Genomic DNA, 16,015 nt, shown 5'->3' on the forward strand with positions numbered 1-16,015 from the left:
AATGAGGTGACAATAGTGGGACAGGAACCGCAAATTTTAATTTTAACGGCCGATTACGGAGAAGGTCATCATCAGGTGTCCAAGGTGTTGCAGCAAAGCTTGATCCGCAATGGTTATTGCCAGGTGGCGGTTGTCGACTTGTTCCGGGAAGCCTATCCTGTGCTGAACAAAATAATCCGCTATCTGTACCGGCAAAGCCTGTATGCAGCCAGCCTGGGCATTCCCTATTACGGATGGACCTACCATCTGACCAACCAGCTTCCCATGAAGGGAAAGATCGCAGCCTGGATGAACAGTCTTGGCGGCGACAGGCTCAAGAAAATCATCCTCCAGTACCAGCCGGAAGTCATCATTTATACATTCCCGTTCGGCAGCTTGCCAAGCAGCGTGGCATTATCTGCGATCCGTCCCCGGACTGCTGTTGTCATAACGGACTTTGACGTTCACCGAAGATGGCTGTTCGCCAAGCCGGATCATTATTTTGTCCCTGCCAGCGACGTGAAAGAGGCCATGGTCAGGCAGGGCGTCCCCGAGAGTCGTATTACCGTGACCGGAATTCCGGTCAGAGAGTCATTTCATGATGCGGCAATGAGTGGTCCCGGCTCCGTTAAAGAAGCAGATGAGCATGTGATTCTGCTTATGGCTAACGTCTGCGGCACATTGCATTCGCTATCGAGGCTCATCGGGAAGCTGCTGCTCTTGTCAGGCGTCCGCATTCAAGTGATTTGCGGCCGGCAGGAAGGATGGAAACGGAGGCTTGCGGAGAGCTGGGCGGATGATGCAAGAGTGGATGTATTCGGCTTCACCGATCAATTGCATGTTCTGATGAGCAGCGCCTGCTGCGTAGTCACGAAAGCGGGAGGCGTTACACTATCCGAGACGATTCAGGCCGGGGTTCCAATTTTCATCCTAAATCCGTTTCTGGGGCAGGAGAAGGAAAATGCCCTGTATTTGCAGCGCAAAGGAGCGGCAGTCGTGGCCTTTACGATTCATGATCTGGTGTTGCAGATACAAGCGATGATCTCCTCTGAGCAGATCAAGCAGTCGATGATGAACGGGCTGCTCGCAGCAAGGCAGAAAGCGGCTGCGGACCTTATTGTCCGGCATTTGTTTCCTGAGGCAAGTCCCTTAAGAAGGAGTGGAATATGATGAGCGGGAGGAGCGCGTTCAAGCTTTCTACTCTGACGCTGTTCACGGTGCTTTTTTGCACAGAGTTTGTCCGAAGCGCTTTCTTGTTCTCGTTCCTGCCGAACTTTGCCGTCAACGAGTCGGGGCAAACCGTTGCTTTGGTCGGTCTTGCCGTCTCGCTTCATTATACAGCCGATACGCTGATTAAATGTGTGGCTGGATATTTGCTGGACAGGTTTTCGCTGCGCTGGCTGCTGCCCGCCACTTTCGTCCTGATGCTGTCCGGACTAGCCGCCGTGTTCTTTAGTCCGTATGCCTGGGGGCTTGTTGCCGGTTCCGTGATGCTTGGGATGGGGGCGTCGCCTATATGGCTCATTTGTCTGGAGAAAGTCCGACTTACGGAGCGGGCGGCCCAGATGGGAGCGATATACACCGTGTGGTTGGCCTGCATCGGTCTGGGGCCGGTCACAATCAATCTCACCTTCGATTATGGCTTCGAACCTGCCTTCCGGCTGATGGTTGCGCTGCTCGCCGTCGGCTGCATCGCATCGTTCGGGATTAACAGAACAACCCCCTTGCATCTCCAGAATGTCAGCTTTGCCGAACAAGCGGCAGGACTGCGAAGAAGGCTCGTTCAGCTGAAATGGCTGCTGCCAGGCATGGTCCTGCAGATGACCGCCGCGGGACTGCTGCTGCCGATACTGCCCGGTTTTGCCGCTGACCAACTCGGTCTGAGCCAGCCGCAATATTCGCTAATGCTCATATTAGGCGGGGCCGGCGCGATGCTGTTTCTTGTCCCGATGGGAAAGCTGGCCGATCGATGGGGGCACAAGCAAATGCTGTCCGCCGGTTTCGTATCGCTTACGGTCGTATTGGCTCTGTTAGTCGTATCCATGCCGCCGCCTGCATTAACGATGCTGTTTGCCTTTATGCTGGGATTGTCTTACTCAGCCGTGCTTCCGGCCTGGAATGCGGTTGTCGTACCTTGTTCCGGAGGATCAGAAGGGGACCGGGTGGGGAGTACTCTCCGGGATTGAAGGGCTCGGTATTATGATTGGCCCGGTCATCGGGGGATGGATAGCCAGCCAGTATACGAATGCCGCTGCCATTAGCATCAGCGCTGCTTTACTGACGGTTCTTGCACTTTTTTATTTGATTTTGCCGCAAAACAAGCTGGTCTCGGCTGGCGGGACTTTGCAGCACAAGAGGGAGAACGCTCATGGACCTGATCGGGTTAGTTGAACCGAGTATGGATACCTGGTCTTGCTCATCGGCTTGCCGCTGGACTTCATCGCGCTCCCCATTCCGCCGAGTACACCTGAAATCCAAGCCATCGAAAATCATCACGATACAAGCCTCAGTTCATCTACCTCAGTACAAGAAGCTGGTGAAGGTGCCGATTTTAATTACGATTCTTTAAAGGATTACATTGCCTATGGTCTAACTTATGATAAGAAAGAGGACAGATTTCTCTTCAATGACAAGCAAGTCAGATTGTTTGTTGATAAGGATATAAAAAATGAAGGTAGATCAAATAACTTTTACTATGATGCTAAAGGAAATCCGATTTCAAAGTGATTAGAGATGATAACAATAAGATAATCAAAATAACGGAAGTTCATGGGAGTGAGTTACAAGCCTTAAATAAAACATTTGGATTTATAATAACTGATGGAAATTTACAGTTTGAATAAGTAGAGTCATTATATAAGCTACTGAAAAAGCCTTAAACCGTAAAAGGTGAAAGAATACCAGTGAAATGATGGTTTTCTTTCACCTTTTTTAATAGACGGATTGTCAAGACAAGTACAACAGTTCCTCCTGTAACGATTCGTGAGAGGACTTCCATCTTAAGTTTTTCGGGGCCGGTTGTTAATCAGGGCGAGAGCTTGTCCCAGATCAGCATCTGTCACCTGAGCGAAGTTATGACCCTTTGAGATTAATTCACGCCCAAGACTTGGTATTTTCGTTGGAGTCTCGTTGCCAGGATGAGTACGGGCCGGCGAAATAGACACCCACGCCGTACAGTCGTTCCAATTCTCTGTGACAGGCGAATTCTTTCCCTCGCCCACGGTCGCGCTCCGAATCGCAGACATCGGATACTGAGCCGCCAGTAAGCCAAACGCGATCTTCATCGATAATGCCGTGCGATCGTCATATAATCACTTGGTAAAAACGTGTTTTTGCCTCTACGATGTGTCGACACAAGTTTACTCTTTCCTCGGCTGGAAACGACCGTATCCAGCTCCCAGTGACCGAAGGTTTTCCGGCTACGGATCGTATTGGGACGCTGCAAATCAGGCCGGGTATTATGAATCGATATCAGGAAAATTGGTTTAGAACAAGTCGTGGTTCAGTACAGCCAGCATTTTCATTTTATAAACGAAGATTTACACGAGGAAGTTGCTGCTACCCAACTCTTGATAAACTTTCTAATACATAAATAATCAGTCAATTTAAAATGCCGTTGCAACGGATTAAAGTAATCACTATTTATCAAGATTGTCCCCTATATTGATAATGAAGTAGGTTTAGTTTTTATATAAGCGTAAGTTGAAATAAGAGGTTTCAGAATGAAAAAGACTCCTTGGTATGATGTAAATGGGTCCACGATGCTGGCCAGCGACTGGATCCAAAAAGCAAACCAAGGAGACTACAAGATGAATTCTACTCAAAATGAACGTATTAATCAAATCACTTCTTCTACCTTAATTATCGGTGTAGACATCGCTAAATTCAAACATGTCGCCCGGGCACAAGACTACCGCGGAGTCGAGTTCGGGAAGGCTATTACGTTTGAGAACGACCGTGAAGGCTTTGAATTGTTCGTTAGCTGGTTCAGAAAGATTGCTACGGAGCAAGGGTTCCAGGACGTCATCGTTGGCATGGAAACAACCGACCACTACTGGTTGAACCTGGCCCATTTTGTGAAAGAACAGCACGTGACCCCTATATCGTGAGTACCATCGGGAAGTTCTCCAGCTACACGATATTCTTCATTCGCGCCATTTCTAATGCTTCTTCACGGTTGTTGACGCCGAGTTTCGAGTAGAGAATCGAGCAGTAATTGCGGATCGTTCCCTCCGATAAAAATAGCTTGGCGGCAATCGATTTGTAGCGCAGACCGCTCGACAGTTGCTCCAGAATCTCCATCTCGCGTTTCGTAAGCCCGTACGGGTAGTTTCCCTGACTTGAACCGATTTTCTCCAACTGCTCACGTTGACGCTTCATCTCTTCGAAGACTCGCGTAGCGACCGATTGGTCAATCCAGGTTCCTCCATTATAAATAAGTTTCAAGGCTTCCTTCATCTCCCGCGGATGAATCGACTTCAGCATGTAGCCTTCTGCCCCGCGCTCCAATGCAGTTGCTGCCTGCGAGGAATCCTTAAACGTTGTCATGAATACAACCTTCATATCAGGCCATCGTTGTTTCATCTCAACTAAAGCTTCAATCCCGCCCATTCCTTGCATACGAATATCCATTAGCACGATATCTGGTTGGGAGCGATCACAATGTTCTAATGCTTCGCGCCCGTCCCTGGCTGTACCAACGACGTTAAAATCAGCATGCTGATCCAAAATTTGCTTCAAGCTGTCGGTAATGATCACCTGGTCATCAACGATCAGCAGGCGGATTGCATCATGTACAGGCTCTGTCTGCAACGGAATATCACATATGACGAAAGTTCCTTGTCCTGACTCGGAATGCACGGACACCGTGCCGTGAAATAGTTCAAGTCGTTCCTTCATTCCATTGAGCCCAGATCCAAATTGGATTTCTTCGATTCCGATGCCGTTATCTTCGATCTGTAATCGAAGCTGCTGACTATTGAAATGTAACTGAACGGATATCATGCTCGCCTTGCCGTGCCGAACCACGTTGGTTAGAGACTCTTGAAGGCAACGATATAAACAATTGTTTATTTTTTGCATAACAAGAGTCTCACTGCCGATCACACGGAATTTGACCGTTATACCTGTTGACTTCATAAAATCTTCAGTTAATTGCCGCAGCGATTCACTTAACGAATGGTTCAACGGAGTATGAGAGAGCTGATGCAGATGCTTTCGGATATCAACCAGACTGTGTTGGGCGATTCCGACAAGTGAATTGATCCTCTCTATTTGCGCATCTGGTACGGACGATCGCAGTGATTCGACGCCGACGATGAGCGAGGTAAGCGTATGGCCAATCGTGTCATTCAGCTCATGTGACAGCCGGCTGCGCTCCTCCATCAGCGTAAGTTCCTCAATCCGCTTAATATGCTGCTCCAGCAACAGCTTTTGTTCTTGAATAATTCGGGCTTGCTTATGGGACTGAATTAAAATATTAAACGCGAAGCCGATGGCAAAACCAAGGCTGCAGCTAACGATAAACTCATACGGGAGACGATCAGCAATCCAACCGTTCAATACCGGGAATACGATTCCGCTAAGGATACCTGTCCACACATAGTTTCTTCGACTGCTCGTCAAGCCGATAGTAATCACGAGTAAAACAAAAGACCAAAGCAATCCCGGGGCTGCGTAAGCTAAATAAAGATAAAAAAAGCCCGTTACCGTGACTTCGATTGTGAGATACCAGTCTTCTTTCCTATAGAGGATGATTAATGGAACGAGATAAACGACGAAAGCGAGAGAAAGTACAACCCAAAGCGACACAACGGTTAATGACGGATCGACAAAACCAGCGCTTGCGATAATGACCAGCTAAAGCGTTCGTATGGCCACAAGTATCCAATCATACCAGACCATTTTTTTCATTATCGAGAACACGAATTACGCACACCTTCTTATATTTTTTTGCAAATCAAATTCCGAATGATTCAGACCTATCATGCAATATAACTTCCCGATCCGTCAAGCGAAAGAGGGTGGGGTAACGGCGGTTAGAACGTAGCTTAGCAAGCACGTCATATAAGACAGTTGATAGTTTGTCATGCGGTATATGTGACAAGTCCAAGTACGATGTCATCAAAAGCTAGACGGTTTTATCACTGTTCGATTTAACAATATCAGAGGTAAGGTGAGGGGGTAAAGCAGAACAACATTCAAAATAATAGGAGCGATGCGTTATGAAATCATTCACCATTCGAAAAGGAGTTGCACTTACTTTAATAGCTATATTGGCGGGTACAGTGGCCTATGGAACTGTCCACGCAGAGGGTCAGACGGCAACTTATCAAGCTATCAATAAAGCTGCCAATACCGACAATATTTTATCGTCGGAATTCGCAAAAGAACCCAAAAAAGAACTCAACGAGAAAGAAAAGAAAAGAAAGCATCGGGAAGAAGTCAAACGCGTCATGGATCAAGTAGTTACCAACAAAAGAGTTCCAAGTGTCGTGGCAGGCGGGCTACAGGATGGGGAACGCTGGTCCTACGCTACGGGTACAGCCAGTTTCGAAGTACCACGCCCGGTGGAGCCGGATTTTTCATTCCGTATTGGAAGCATCACGAAGACATTCACTGCTACCGTTGTATTGCAGTTGGCTCAGGAGAAAAAATTGAACCTGGATGATTCGGTCGAAAAATGGCTGCCGGGGGTCATAAAGGGTAATGGGTATGACGGCAACAAAATTACGATTCGTCAGTTATTGAACCATACAAGCGGGCTTGCGAGCTATACTGATCTTGATTTTCGAGATATTACCTTGCCTCAAAATCCATTCCGTTACTATTCGTCCGACGAGCTTATCAGCATGGGACTAGCTAAGCCGCCTGTATATGCGCCAGGGAAGGGCTGGAACTATTCGAACATGAATACTATACTAGCCGGTCAAATTATTCAGAAGGTAACAGGAGAGACGTATGCGGAGCAGATCAGGAAACGGTTGATCGAACCGCTCGGGATGACAGGGACATTTGTAATGGAAAATAGTCACGATATTCCAGGTAAGCATGCCACAGGATATAATATGGACAGATCGGGTCATTTGTATGATTTAACAGAGATGAATCAATCATGGGCAAATGCAGCCGGAGATATAGTCTCAACAACCAAAGATTTGACCACCTTCTTCAGTGCGCTGTTGGGCGGAAAGCTTCTAAATCAAGAGATAATGGACCAGATGCTCACGACAGTAGATTCACCTATAGGTAAAGTTGGACTAGGGATTTATGAAATAAAAACAGCTGACGGGCAATCATACTGGGGGCATGCTGGCGGTACTTTCGGATTTGAATCGAGAGCCTTCGGATCTCTAGGCGGGCAGCATATTTTGGTAACGTGCATCAACTCGGTAGCTCCGGAAGTGGAGCCTGCTCACAATAAAATAATCAATAAGGAGTTTGGCCGTTAAGTTTAAAGCCGACATCGCGTCCTTTATTTGAGGGCGGATGTCGGTTTCTGCTGTGATTAACCGTCGTTTCATGCAATCGAGGCACAAATGTCCGCATTCAGAATAAAACGATAGATAAGATTCACGAGGGGCATAACGACGGCGTATTTTATATTCGGTCGGTCAAGCTCTACTATCGACTTCTTTACCACTCCCGCCAACAGATGGTTTACCGCCAAAATCGTAAAATAGGTTAGACGCAAATTCGATATAGAGAATAAGAAGAGATATATGGATTTTTAGAAATACATAGTAGGTATAGACAACGTAATATTACTAACCTACATATTGCACCAGACTACAATTTCTATTTAAAAAAGACTTCAAGGAAAATCAAACATTAAGACTATTGTACAAAAATATCAGAATTTCGTATATGTTATTCCGCTAACGGGATACGTTAGTTCAATGGAACAGCGACAGTCTAGGACATTATTTTCTCGTACTGGTTGTCACTGTTCCAATTTCAAAGTCCGTCTAAAACTTATTTTATGGAGACTAGCGATATGACAATTCGAAAGATGCATGGAATAATGTCGATACAATCGTATGGGACAATATAGGAGATGAATTTGAGGGAAAGAAACTTAATCATTATTCAAAACTTGATCTAACCAGGTGAATATGCGGTGGTTAGCCAATTTTAATGCTCCAAAATTTTCATTTTATCCCTCTGATTTTGTATTTTCGTCTAGTCTATCAGACCTAGGAATATTTTTCTAGGACAAAAGTTTTGGATTCGGTATACAAAAAGCCTTGTCTAGAACGTATGTTCGGAATATAATTTCTACATAATACATCAGGAGGCTACATACATGTCGAAAAAATTAGAAGGTAACGGCTTATGGGAAAGCAGCAGGATTATCATACCAGAACACAAGGAAGCATACTTAAAACTCATGAAAGACCGTCAGCGGAGAGGCAAGCCGGAACTTGACGATCAGGAAGTCCAGTTGATCGAGCAAGCGCTTATAGAGTCCTACAACACACGCCAACCTATAACACTAGTGGTTTTTAGCCCGTTCGATGACGAAGAACTCACAGGTGTAATCACGTCTATAAATACTGCTCGCAGGGAAGTGAAACTGTTTCGTGGCGAGGATGATTTTAGTTGGATCAAGTTGGAGGATATCATTTTCAGCAAGTATCTAGCAAAAATCTAAGGGTAGTAAATATTCTACTGATGTTATTCAACAAACAAGAAATGTCTCAGCTGCCTTATCTACGACAATTCAGCCGAAGTCTTTCTAGGAGCATTTGATGCTAGTGTTTTAGCTGAGCAGATCAATCCTCATATCGCAATCGAAAACTTCCTGATGACGATGCACTACACCCGCATCAAGTTAAAGAAAGAGGCATACAGATTGGTACAAGACTACTATGGGGAAGCCTACTTTTACAGAAAATCCTGATGAGCTCCAACAACATCGCGCTGGACCAAGGTAACTTTTTCTTCACTAACGGTCCATTTGTTGTGCAAAAAATGGACCGCTAGCGAAGAAAGAAATCAATTCAGGTTAATGAAACAATTCTATGAGCTCTTGCTTGTGTACTTGGAAAATTAACAAAAGAGGCAGCGGGATTCCTGTCTCTTTTGTTATTATTCTACGTCTGAGAAAAGCGGAGTGGACAAATAACGCTCACCTGTATCAGGTAATATGACCACGATCGTCTTGCCTTTGTTTTCTGGAAGCTTCGCAATTTGTGTTGCTGCATAAACCGCAGCCCCAGAAGAAATACCAACAAGCAGCCCTTCTGTTTTGGCAAGCAGGCGTGCAGTTTCAAATGCATCTTCGTTTTTAACTTTGAAAACCTCATCCACATATTCTTCATTAAAGTTATTTGGAATGAAACCAGCACCGAGTCCTTGTAGTTGATGTGAACCTGGAGTACCCCCAGACAGCACTGGTGAATCGAACGGTTCGACGGCTATCACTTTTACAGAAGGTTTTCGTTCCTTCAATCCCTGGCCAACGCCCGAAATAGTTCCACCTGTACCTACGCCCGCAATAAAAATATCTACACCGCCATCCGTATCATGCCAGATTTCTACAGCTGTAGTTTTGCGGTGGATTTCTGGATTGGCAGGATTGCTAAACTGCTGTGGTATGAAAGAGTTTGGTGTTTCGGCAGCCAATAGTTCAGCACGCTTGATAGCGCCTTTCATCCCCTCGGATCCCGGTGTTAACACAAGCTCAGCACCGAACGCAGTCAAAAGCTTGCGACGTTCGATACTAAACGTTTCAGGAAGTGTAATTATAAGTTTATATCCAAGAGCCGCAGCTGCAAATGCAAGTCCGATTCCAGTATTTCCACTTGTTGGTTCGATAATAACGGAGTCTTTATTGATTAAGCCTTTCTCCTCAGCGTCTTTAATCATAGCATATCCAATGCGGTCCTTAACGCTACCAGCCGGATTGAAATATTCCAACTTAGCTACCACGTTTGCCTCAATATTTTGGATTTGGCTGTAGTTCAACAGTGCTAGCAAAGGAGTATTTCCAATTAATTCAGTCAACTTTTGGTGAATTTCAGTCAAAATTATCCCTCCAAACAATTAATTCATATCTACTTACTATGACATAGATATTATCACGAATTTTTCTTCATAACCATGTCCTGTTAATTCATAGTGAGGAGCGGGAACGGATGGAACAGTTTAAACCTAAGGTACTACTCATAAAAAAGTAGTCCAAGCTTATTCAGAACCTGAGAGTCATTAAGAATGTATACAGTGTATCCTTTTACCCGCTAACCTAGTGGTCGGCGGATAACGAATTTGTATTTAGTAGAAGGCAAAAAGAGCAGTAAGGAATTAATCCTTCTGCCTCACCGTTAACATACGGGGAGGCGTTTTTGTTTTGGCAAGCTTACGGTGTATCAATTCGCGCCATCAAGTTGCTCTTGCGAGAGCTTACGACTAAATGCCTACAATACGAAGTAATTTATGTTCTTAATAAGGATATCGATACATCATCTAAAAGAATTGTGGCAAAGGTGTCCTCTGCTGTAACACGGAACACTAAATCTCTGGAAACAGTTCCCGAATTTCCCGAGATTGAGAAAGTGCGGGAGGATATGACAGGGGCTGCGCCCTTTCCACTTTTCTTTGGTTTCATTTGAATTAACCCTCTTTCTGTAGACATATTTGCTACACTAGTAGTTTATGAAATATGAATAAGAGTGTTCATAGAGAAGAGAATACAAAAAAGACCGTCTATTGACGGCCTTTTCTATGTTTCGACTCGAAATATATCGTGGAGGCTATCTATGCTATAAAAAGGATAAAATTAAGTAGATCTATGCGAAAAAATAGAAATTATAGGAATACAAGAAAAACGAAATAGCTAAAAACGAAAGAATCAGCGTCGCGGTGCATACCTTTCTTAACAATGTAGTCTCCGAAACGTTACATTTTCTTACAGCAAGATAGGCAGCCGGTACAAAGGCAAGCCCAAGTACCCAGAAAAAGATAATATTGAAATTGAAATTGGACATAGGCTGATAGGGGTCGCCTATCAATTGGATGCTTGAAGCAATGAGATTGACGATCACAAGCAGACCCAGCAAGGGGATTACGGTTACACTGTCAGGCAAGGGAAGCCGCGAAGCACTCTTCTGCTTTCTTGCGTCCTTGAGCTTCCGCAGCCATCCCATAATACCGAAAATAGACCCAAGCGCAAACCAAATACCGCATCCCCCGACCAGAATATAACTGAAGATGGATGTTTGCAGGAAGGATATCGGCAATTGGTCATCGATCACTCCATATGACAACTGCGTCACTTTACCATCGGCATTGGTTAAGAAAAAAAGACGGCTGATGTTTAGGCCCGCGTGATCATAAGGAGTGCTCCCGGGAGTCACGCGTTCAAAAAAATAGGGTTTGGTTTCTACATAATCAACATGAATATTCATGGATGGAATACTCAGAGTGATTCCGCCATTGCCGTTGGCTGTGACCACTTCTTCCGCATTGGATAATACGGGTATAAGCTTCAATATACCAGATGATACTGCGCGAGCAGAACGGTATTTTCCCTCCACATCCGCGCTATGCTTCAACGTGCTGTCCGCTTGCGGAGTAGCGTGGGAACCCCCGACAAACAGGTCAATGAGTTCGCTTCTTGCCCCGGACATTTCATTTTCCACATTAGTCAGAATACTGATCCCAAAGTTTTGATCCGGCACGATAGAGACCAGAGAGGAGAATGAATCTGTATTTCCACCGTGCTCGATAACACGATAATCTCCCGCGAACCGTTCCCAAAAGCCATGGGCATTCCCCGGAAGCTCGGGATAGTGGGTATACGAAGCCTCATGCATTTCTCGCAGGGTTTCATTCTTGTTGAACAGCGAATATTTTAAGGAATGGTCCATGTTCAGATGAGCAAGCATAAAATGAGCCATGTCCTCCGAAGTAATGTTTAACGCACCAGCCGGCACATCATTAAAGAAAACATTCGGCTTTGCAACCCAGTTTCCATCCTTTTTGGAGTAGCCTGTTGCTTTATGTTCGATAACCTCTGGAATAAGATCATACCGTTGTGTAAAGTAAGAATGTTTCATGTCTAGAGGCTCAAATATATGTTTCTGAATATAGGTTTCAAAAGGCATTCCGGATACACGTTCTATAATATAACCGGCCAGGTTGGTCCCATAGTTGGAATAAGCAATCACTGTTCCAGGCTCATAAATCTGTTGAGGCTGGTTTCCGGGTGCGACATGCTCCTTGAGAGGCCTAAGATCAGCAGGATCATGAACCAAAAGTTTTTCCAGGCGCTCCTCAAAACCTGCCGTGTGGCTCATCAGTGATTTCAGGGTAATAGGCTTATCAAAAGAAGGCTTGAGAAAGCCGTCAGGCAAGTATGTGCGGATGTCCGTATTCAAATCCAGCTTTCCTTGCTCAACCAGTTGCATTACTGCCGTCCAGGTGAACAATTTCGATACGGAACCGGCCTCCATATAGGTTGTTTCCGTACTCATGGGTGTTTGTTTCTCGATGTTTGCGTATCCGTAACCTTTTGAAAAAACAATTTTTCCGTCCTTTACTATGGAAACCGCAGCACCAGGAATCGCTGTTCCTATATATTTTTTCATAATTTGATCTGTTCTGTTTTCGATTTCGGAAATCGGGATTCCAGAGGGAGTGGTTGGAACGGACCCAGAAGCATATGCCTGGACCGGGATAAATGCCATCAATGCCAACAGGAACAAAGAGGCAAATCGTTTTTTCAATTTCATATCAAGTCTCCTTTTTGCTGCGCTTGAATCTTTAAGAGCAGTCTGTTTTTTGGAACATTTTTAGTGTAGCAGTCAAGTCTTTCTTATTTCTCTCCTGTTCCTTACTTTTTTCTTTCTCAAATGAAGCTTCAACTCTCAAATGATTTACCGAAAAAAAGCTATATTTACGTTGGTACAGCTTTATATGTATGTTGACAACCTATAAAATAAAGACAAGAAGAATCCTCATAGTTGAAAAAAATAGGAGATGACAATAAATGAAAGCCTGTGAACCTCTGACTATTTCATCTGAAAGCGGATACAATATTCAAACCGATGAAAGTCTGCCCATTGCCCACGCTTGGAACATGATTGCGCGAGATCATAAGCAAGTGTTTGGCCGCGAGCCATTGCAAACAGAAGTAGAGCCCTCGATCATTATCCGTTATGCGCAGGAAGGAGATAGCTGTCCGCATTGGCCAGAGGGCTATTGTCTGCGTTTTGTTGCTGGTAGCAAGGGAACGGTACTCCATATTATTGGCCGTGATGAATTAGGAATTATTTATGGACTGCTTCATTACAGCCGTTTCGCTCTGGGTGTGGAGCCGTTCTGGTTCTGGACGGAGCTCCTCCCGCCTAAGCGGGATACCATAGTAATACCGAGCCAGAATGTTGACAGTATACCGTCCAAGGTCCGATATCGGGGATGGTTTGTCAATGATGAGGTATGCTTGATTGGCTGGAAAGATGATTATCCACCGACGGAGCAGGTGTGGCAGCCCGTTTTTGAAGCGTTACTGCGCTGTGGTGGAAATATGGTGATTCCCGGAACCGATTTACCACGCACAGGTATCCATCATAAGCTTGCAGCAGACATGGGTTTATGGATCACACATCATCATGCTGAACCGTTGGGGGCGGAGATGTTTTTGCGCGCCTTTCCGGGTAAACAAGCTAGCTACAGAGAGCATCCCGAGTTGTTTGAACAGCTGTGGCAGGAAGCGATTGAACGGCAAAAGGAAGAAAAGATTGTATGGGTATTATCTTTTCGCGGGCAGGGTGACAAGCCTTTTTGGGAAGATGATCCTTCCTTTAATACGCCGGACAAACGCGGACAATTAATCTCGTATGTGGTTCGCAAGCAGTACAATATGATCTGTGAATTTGTGGAGCATCCTGTGTGCTGTATGGCGATGTATGGTGAGATTGCCGAGTTATACAAGCAGGGGCATATGGAAGTACCCGAAGGGGTGATTAAAGTATGGGCGGACAATGGTTACGGTAAAATGGTATCTCGGCGCCATGGGAATCTTAATTATCGTGTACCAGCATTGCCTGAGACGCAGGATGGGGACAAGAATGGAGTATATTACCATGTGACCTTCCACGATTTGCAAGCGTCGAACCATCTTACCCAACTTCCCTCCTCAGCCAGCTTAATTATAGAGGAATTAACAACAGCGTTTACTTCAGGGGCGGACGAGTACCTGCTGGTCAATTCAGGTAATATTTTGCCGCATGTATATACGCTGGATTTAGTAGCAAATTTATGGATGAAGGGTGAAGTGGATGCTGAAGAGCAGCTTACTGATTTTATCGGACGGCTGTACAGTAGTCAGCTTCAAGAGATTTCCCAATTATACCGGGATTATTCCCGTTGCACTATCGTTTATGGCCCGCATAAGGATGATCGAGCAGGGGAGGAATTCTATCACCATCCAGCTCGGCAAATTATGGGGTATTGGCTACAAGGCAAAGAAGGCAGTGATGAACGGCTGTACTGGGCTACTGGAGAAAGGCCTTTTCCTGAACAGGTTCGCTGGTTCAAGGAAAAAGCCGAGTCGGTAATCCCGGACTGGGTTGAACTGCGAGAGCGGTGTCTACGAATCATGAAGCAGTTGTCAGAAGATGAATGTCGAAGGCTGTATAATCAACTGCTTGTGCAGATTGAACTGCATCTGAGTGGCTCACGTGGACTGGCAAGCTTATGTAGCGCTTATGGGCTGTTCCTTGAAAAAGATTATCCACGAGCATTTATACAAGCTTCTCATGCCGTTTGGAGCTACCGAATGGGTAAAGAAGCTTTATCGCTCGCAGGAACTGGAAGATGGGAGCATTTCTACCGGGCAGATTGGTTAACCAATCTGGATAACACTATTTCTCATGCGGACACTGTGCGGAGATTTCTTCGTCTTCAGGGAGACAGTCCGGATATGTTCCTATGGTCCAAACAATATTTAATGCCAGAAACAGAGAAATATATCTACCTAGAGAATACGCATCGCAAGCCCCTTCCCGATGATGAGTTGGCACGCAGTCTGGAGAAGGTATTATATTAAGGAAGACATGTAGCATAAGAAGCAACAGCGTCTGCCTGCAACCTTTCCAGCTTATACTACGTCAATGAGGTTGTTAATGGCCAAGCGGCCTAATTCAATTACAAGGTGGAATTTAACATGAGTATGAGAAAAGGTGCATTTGCAGCCATTACAACTGTAGCCATTTTGTCCTTTTCCGTTGGAGGTCAAATGTCTGCGGCAGACCGCCAATTTAAGGATTTGAATAACGTAAGCGGTAAAGAAAAAATTATATCCCTTAAAGATCAGGGTCTACTCAAAGGTATCTCTGATACGAAGTTTCTCCCGTCATCTAAAGTGACCGTTGCCCAAGGCATTCAGTTGATCTCCGGCGGACTCCAGCTCAGTTTGGCCGCCATTGATTTGAACAAGGAGCCACAGGTCAGTAGACTGTTTACCCATGTGAAGGATAATGCATGGTACGCCGAAGCTTTTATCAACGCGCACTATAATGGTGTGGTTATTCCAAAGGATATTGATCCTGCCAAAGCTCTGACTAAGGAACAGTTCACCCATATGCTGATTCAGGGCATGGAAAAAGCAGGCGCTCTTCCGATGATTAAAATCGCACCTGCGAATATTGCGGATGACAGCGAACTGGAGCCTTCTTACCAAGGTAGCATTCAACGCTCGCTAGTCTACAAGGTCAATACCTTGGATGCAAATGAAAAGTTTTATCCAAAAAGCGAGATTACACGTGCCGAAGCTGCTGTTATGTTATATAATGCATTGGAATACCTGAATACTCATACAAAATCGTAATAAATACAGCAATAAAGAGCTTTTCTTCTGAGGGAATTAAGCTTTCAGTTACTTGACATCATTATCGTTAATGTTATAATAAGGAAATCGAATTTAGACCTGCGGTAGCTGATTACCGTAAGGATATTTTCCTGGTCCTTCGGCATATAACACAGGTAACGAATAAATAAGCTGGCTCCGGATGAGGAGTTCAGCTTATTTTTT

11 protein-coding genes and 3 pseudogenes are annotated in these 16,015 nt (G+C 45.1%); 10 read left to right on the plus strand and 4 right to left on the minus strand.

Annotated elements, in window-relative coordinates:
• Window positions 1–15: 15 nt before the first annotated feature.
• The 4 genes from ACEN8J_RS06500 to ACEN8J_RS06515 are packed head-to-tail and all read left to right on the plus strand — an operon-like array spanning window position 16 to window position 2,706.
• A complete protein-coding gene (locus tag ACEN8J_RS06500; RefSeq protein ID WP_495594355.1) occupies window positions 16–1,149 on the plus strand; it encodes an MGDG synthase family glycosyltransferase in 1,134 nt (377 codons plus the stop codon).
• Entirely contained in the window at window positions 1,146–2,165 is a 1,020-nt protein-coding gene (locus ACEN8J_RS06505; protein WP_495594356.1) for an MFS transporter, read from the plus strand. Before ACEN8J_RS06500 ends, ACEN8J_RS06505 begins: the two co-directional genes overlap by 4 nt.
• A complete protein-coding gene (locus tag ACEN8J_RS06510; protein ID WP_495594357.1) occupies window positions 2,098–2,370 on the plus strand; it encodes an MFS transporter in 273 nt (90 codons plus the stop codon). Before ACEN8J_RS06505 ends, ACEN8J_RS06510 begins: the two co-directional genes overlap by 68 nt.
• A 21-nt stretch (window positions 2,371–2,391) precedes the next feature.
• Window positions 2,392–2,706, plus strand: coding sequence for a hypothetical protein (locus ACEN8J_RS06515; protein WP_029517699.1), 315 nt, complete (start codon window positions 2,392–2,394; stop codon window positions 2,704–2,706).
• A gap of 219 nt (window positions 2,707–2,925) precedes the next feature.
• Here ACEN8J_RS06515 and ACEN8J_RS06520 read toward each other — a convergent pair.
• Window positions 2,926–3,421: pseudogene (locus ACEN8J_RS06520) on the minus strand (IS30 family transposase); the annotation flags it as partial.
• Window positions 3,422–3,788: 367 nt separating this feature from the next.
• Between ACEN8J_RS06520 and ACEN8J_RS06525 the strand changes: the two are divergent.
• Window positions 3,789–4,073, plus strand: a pseudogene (locus ACEN8J_RS06525) (IS110 family transposase); the annotation flags it as partial.
• A 37-nt stretch (window positions 4,074–4,110) separates the two neighbouring features.
• Here the strand turns inward: ACEN8J_RS06525 and ACEN8J_RS06530 are convergent.
• Window positions 4,111–5,838, minus strand: a complete 1,728-nt coding sequence (locus ACEN8J_RS06530; RefSeq protein ID WP_495594542.1) for a response regulator — start codon at window positions 5,836–5,838, stop codon at window positions 4,111–4,113.
• A gap of 500 nt (window positions 5,839–6,338) precedes the next feature.
• Here ACEN8J_RS06530 and ACEN8J_RS06535 point away from each other — a divergent pair.
• Together ACEN8J_RS06535 and ACEN8J_RS06540 are read left to right on the plus strand one after the other, a co-directional pair.
• Window positions 6,339–7,430 (plus strand): annotated as a pseudogene (locus ACEN8J_RS06535) (serine hydrolase domain-containing protein); the annotation flags it as partial.
• Between the two features lie 854 nt (window positions 7,431–8,284).
• On the plus strand, window positions 8,285–8,632 hold the full coding sequence (locus tag ACEN8J_RS06540; protein ID WP_069010548.1) for a YolD-like family protein: 348 nt from the start codon (window positions 8,285–8,287) through the stop codon (window positions 8,630–8,632).
• A 437-nt stretch (window positions 8,633–9,069) separates the two neighbouring features.
• Here ACEN8J_RS06540 and cysK read toward each other — a convergent pair whose 3' ends face one another.
• Window positions 9,070–10,008, minus strand: coding sequence for a cysteine synthase A (gene cysK / locus ACEN8J_RS06545; RefSeq protein WP_495594358.1), 939 nt, complete (start codon window positions 10,006–10,008; stop codon window positions 9,070–9,072).
• Between the two features lie 317 nt (window positions 10,009–10,325).
• On the opposite strand from cysK, the gene ACEN8J_RS06550 reads away from it, so the two are divergent.
• Window positions 10,326–10,592, plus strand: a complete 267-nt coding sequence (locus ACEN8J_RS06550; protein ID WP_069010549.1) for a hypothetical protein — start codon at window positions 10,326–10,328, stop codon at window positions 10,590–10,592.
• A 177-nt stretch (window positions 10,593–10,769) separates the two neighbouring features.
• Here the strand turns inward: ACEN8J_RS06550 and ACEN8J_RS06555 are convergent, their stop codons facing one another.
• A complete protein-coding gene (locus ACEN8J_RS06555) occupies window positions 10,770–12,713 on the minus strand; it encodes a serine hydrolase domain-containing protein (protein ID WP_495594359.1) in 1,944 nt (647 codons plus the stop codon).
• A gap of 257 nt (window positions 12,714–12,970) precedes the next feature.
• Between ACEN8J_RS06555 and ACEN8J_RS06560 the strand changes: the two genes are divergently transcribed.
• Together ACEN8J_RS06560 and ACEN8J_RS06565 are read left to right on the plus strand one after the other, a co-directional pair.
• Window positions 12,971–15,031: a glycosyl hydrolase 115 family protein gene (locus ACEN8J_RS06560; RefSeq protein WP_495594360.1), complete on the plus strand. Its 2,061-nt coding sequence runs from the start codon at window positions 12,971–12,973 to the stop codon at window positions 15,029–15,031.
• A gap of 117 nt (window positions 15,032–15,148) precedes the next feature.
• Window positions 15,149–15,811, plus strand: a complete 663-nt coding sequence (locus ACEN8J_RS06565) for an S-layer homology domain-containing protein (protein WP_209949546.1) — start codon at window positions 15,149–15,151, stop codon at window positions 15,809–15,811.
• Window positions 15,812–16,015 lie beyond the last annotated feature (204 nt).

This window comes from Paenibacillus sp. Paensp38 (assembly GCF_059491915.1).

What these genes read in the sequence shown, in the direction of transcription:
- ACEN8J_RS06505 (WP_495594356.1), top strand. Translation starts at nt 1,146, where the DNA reads ATGATGAGCGGGAGGAGCGCGTTCAAGCTTTCTACTCTGACGCTGTTC.
- ACEN8J_RS06510 (WP_495594357.1), top strand. Translation starts at nt 2,098, where the DNA reads ATGCGGTTGTCGTACCTTGTTCCGGAGGATCAGAAGGGGACCGGGTGG.
- ACEN8J_RS06540 (WP_069010548.1), top strand. Translation starts at nt 8,285, where the DNA reads ATGTCGAAAAAATTAGAAGGTAACGGCTTATGGGAAAGCAGCAGGATT.
- ACEN8J_RS06555 (WP_495594359.1), bottom strand. Translation starts at nt 12,713, where the DNA reads ATGAAATTGAAAAAACGATTTGCCTCTTTGTTCCTGTTGGCATTGATG.
- ACEN8J_RS06560 (WP_495594360.1), top strand. Translation starts at nt 12,971, where the DNA reads ATGAAAGCCTGTGAACCTCTGACTATTTCATCTGAAAGCGGATACAAT.
- ACEN8J_RS06565 (WP_209949546.1), top strand. Translation starts at nt 15,149, where the DNA reads ATGAGTATGAGAAAAGGTGCATTTGCAGCCATTACAACTGTAGCCATT.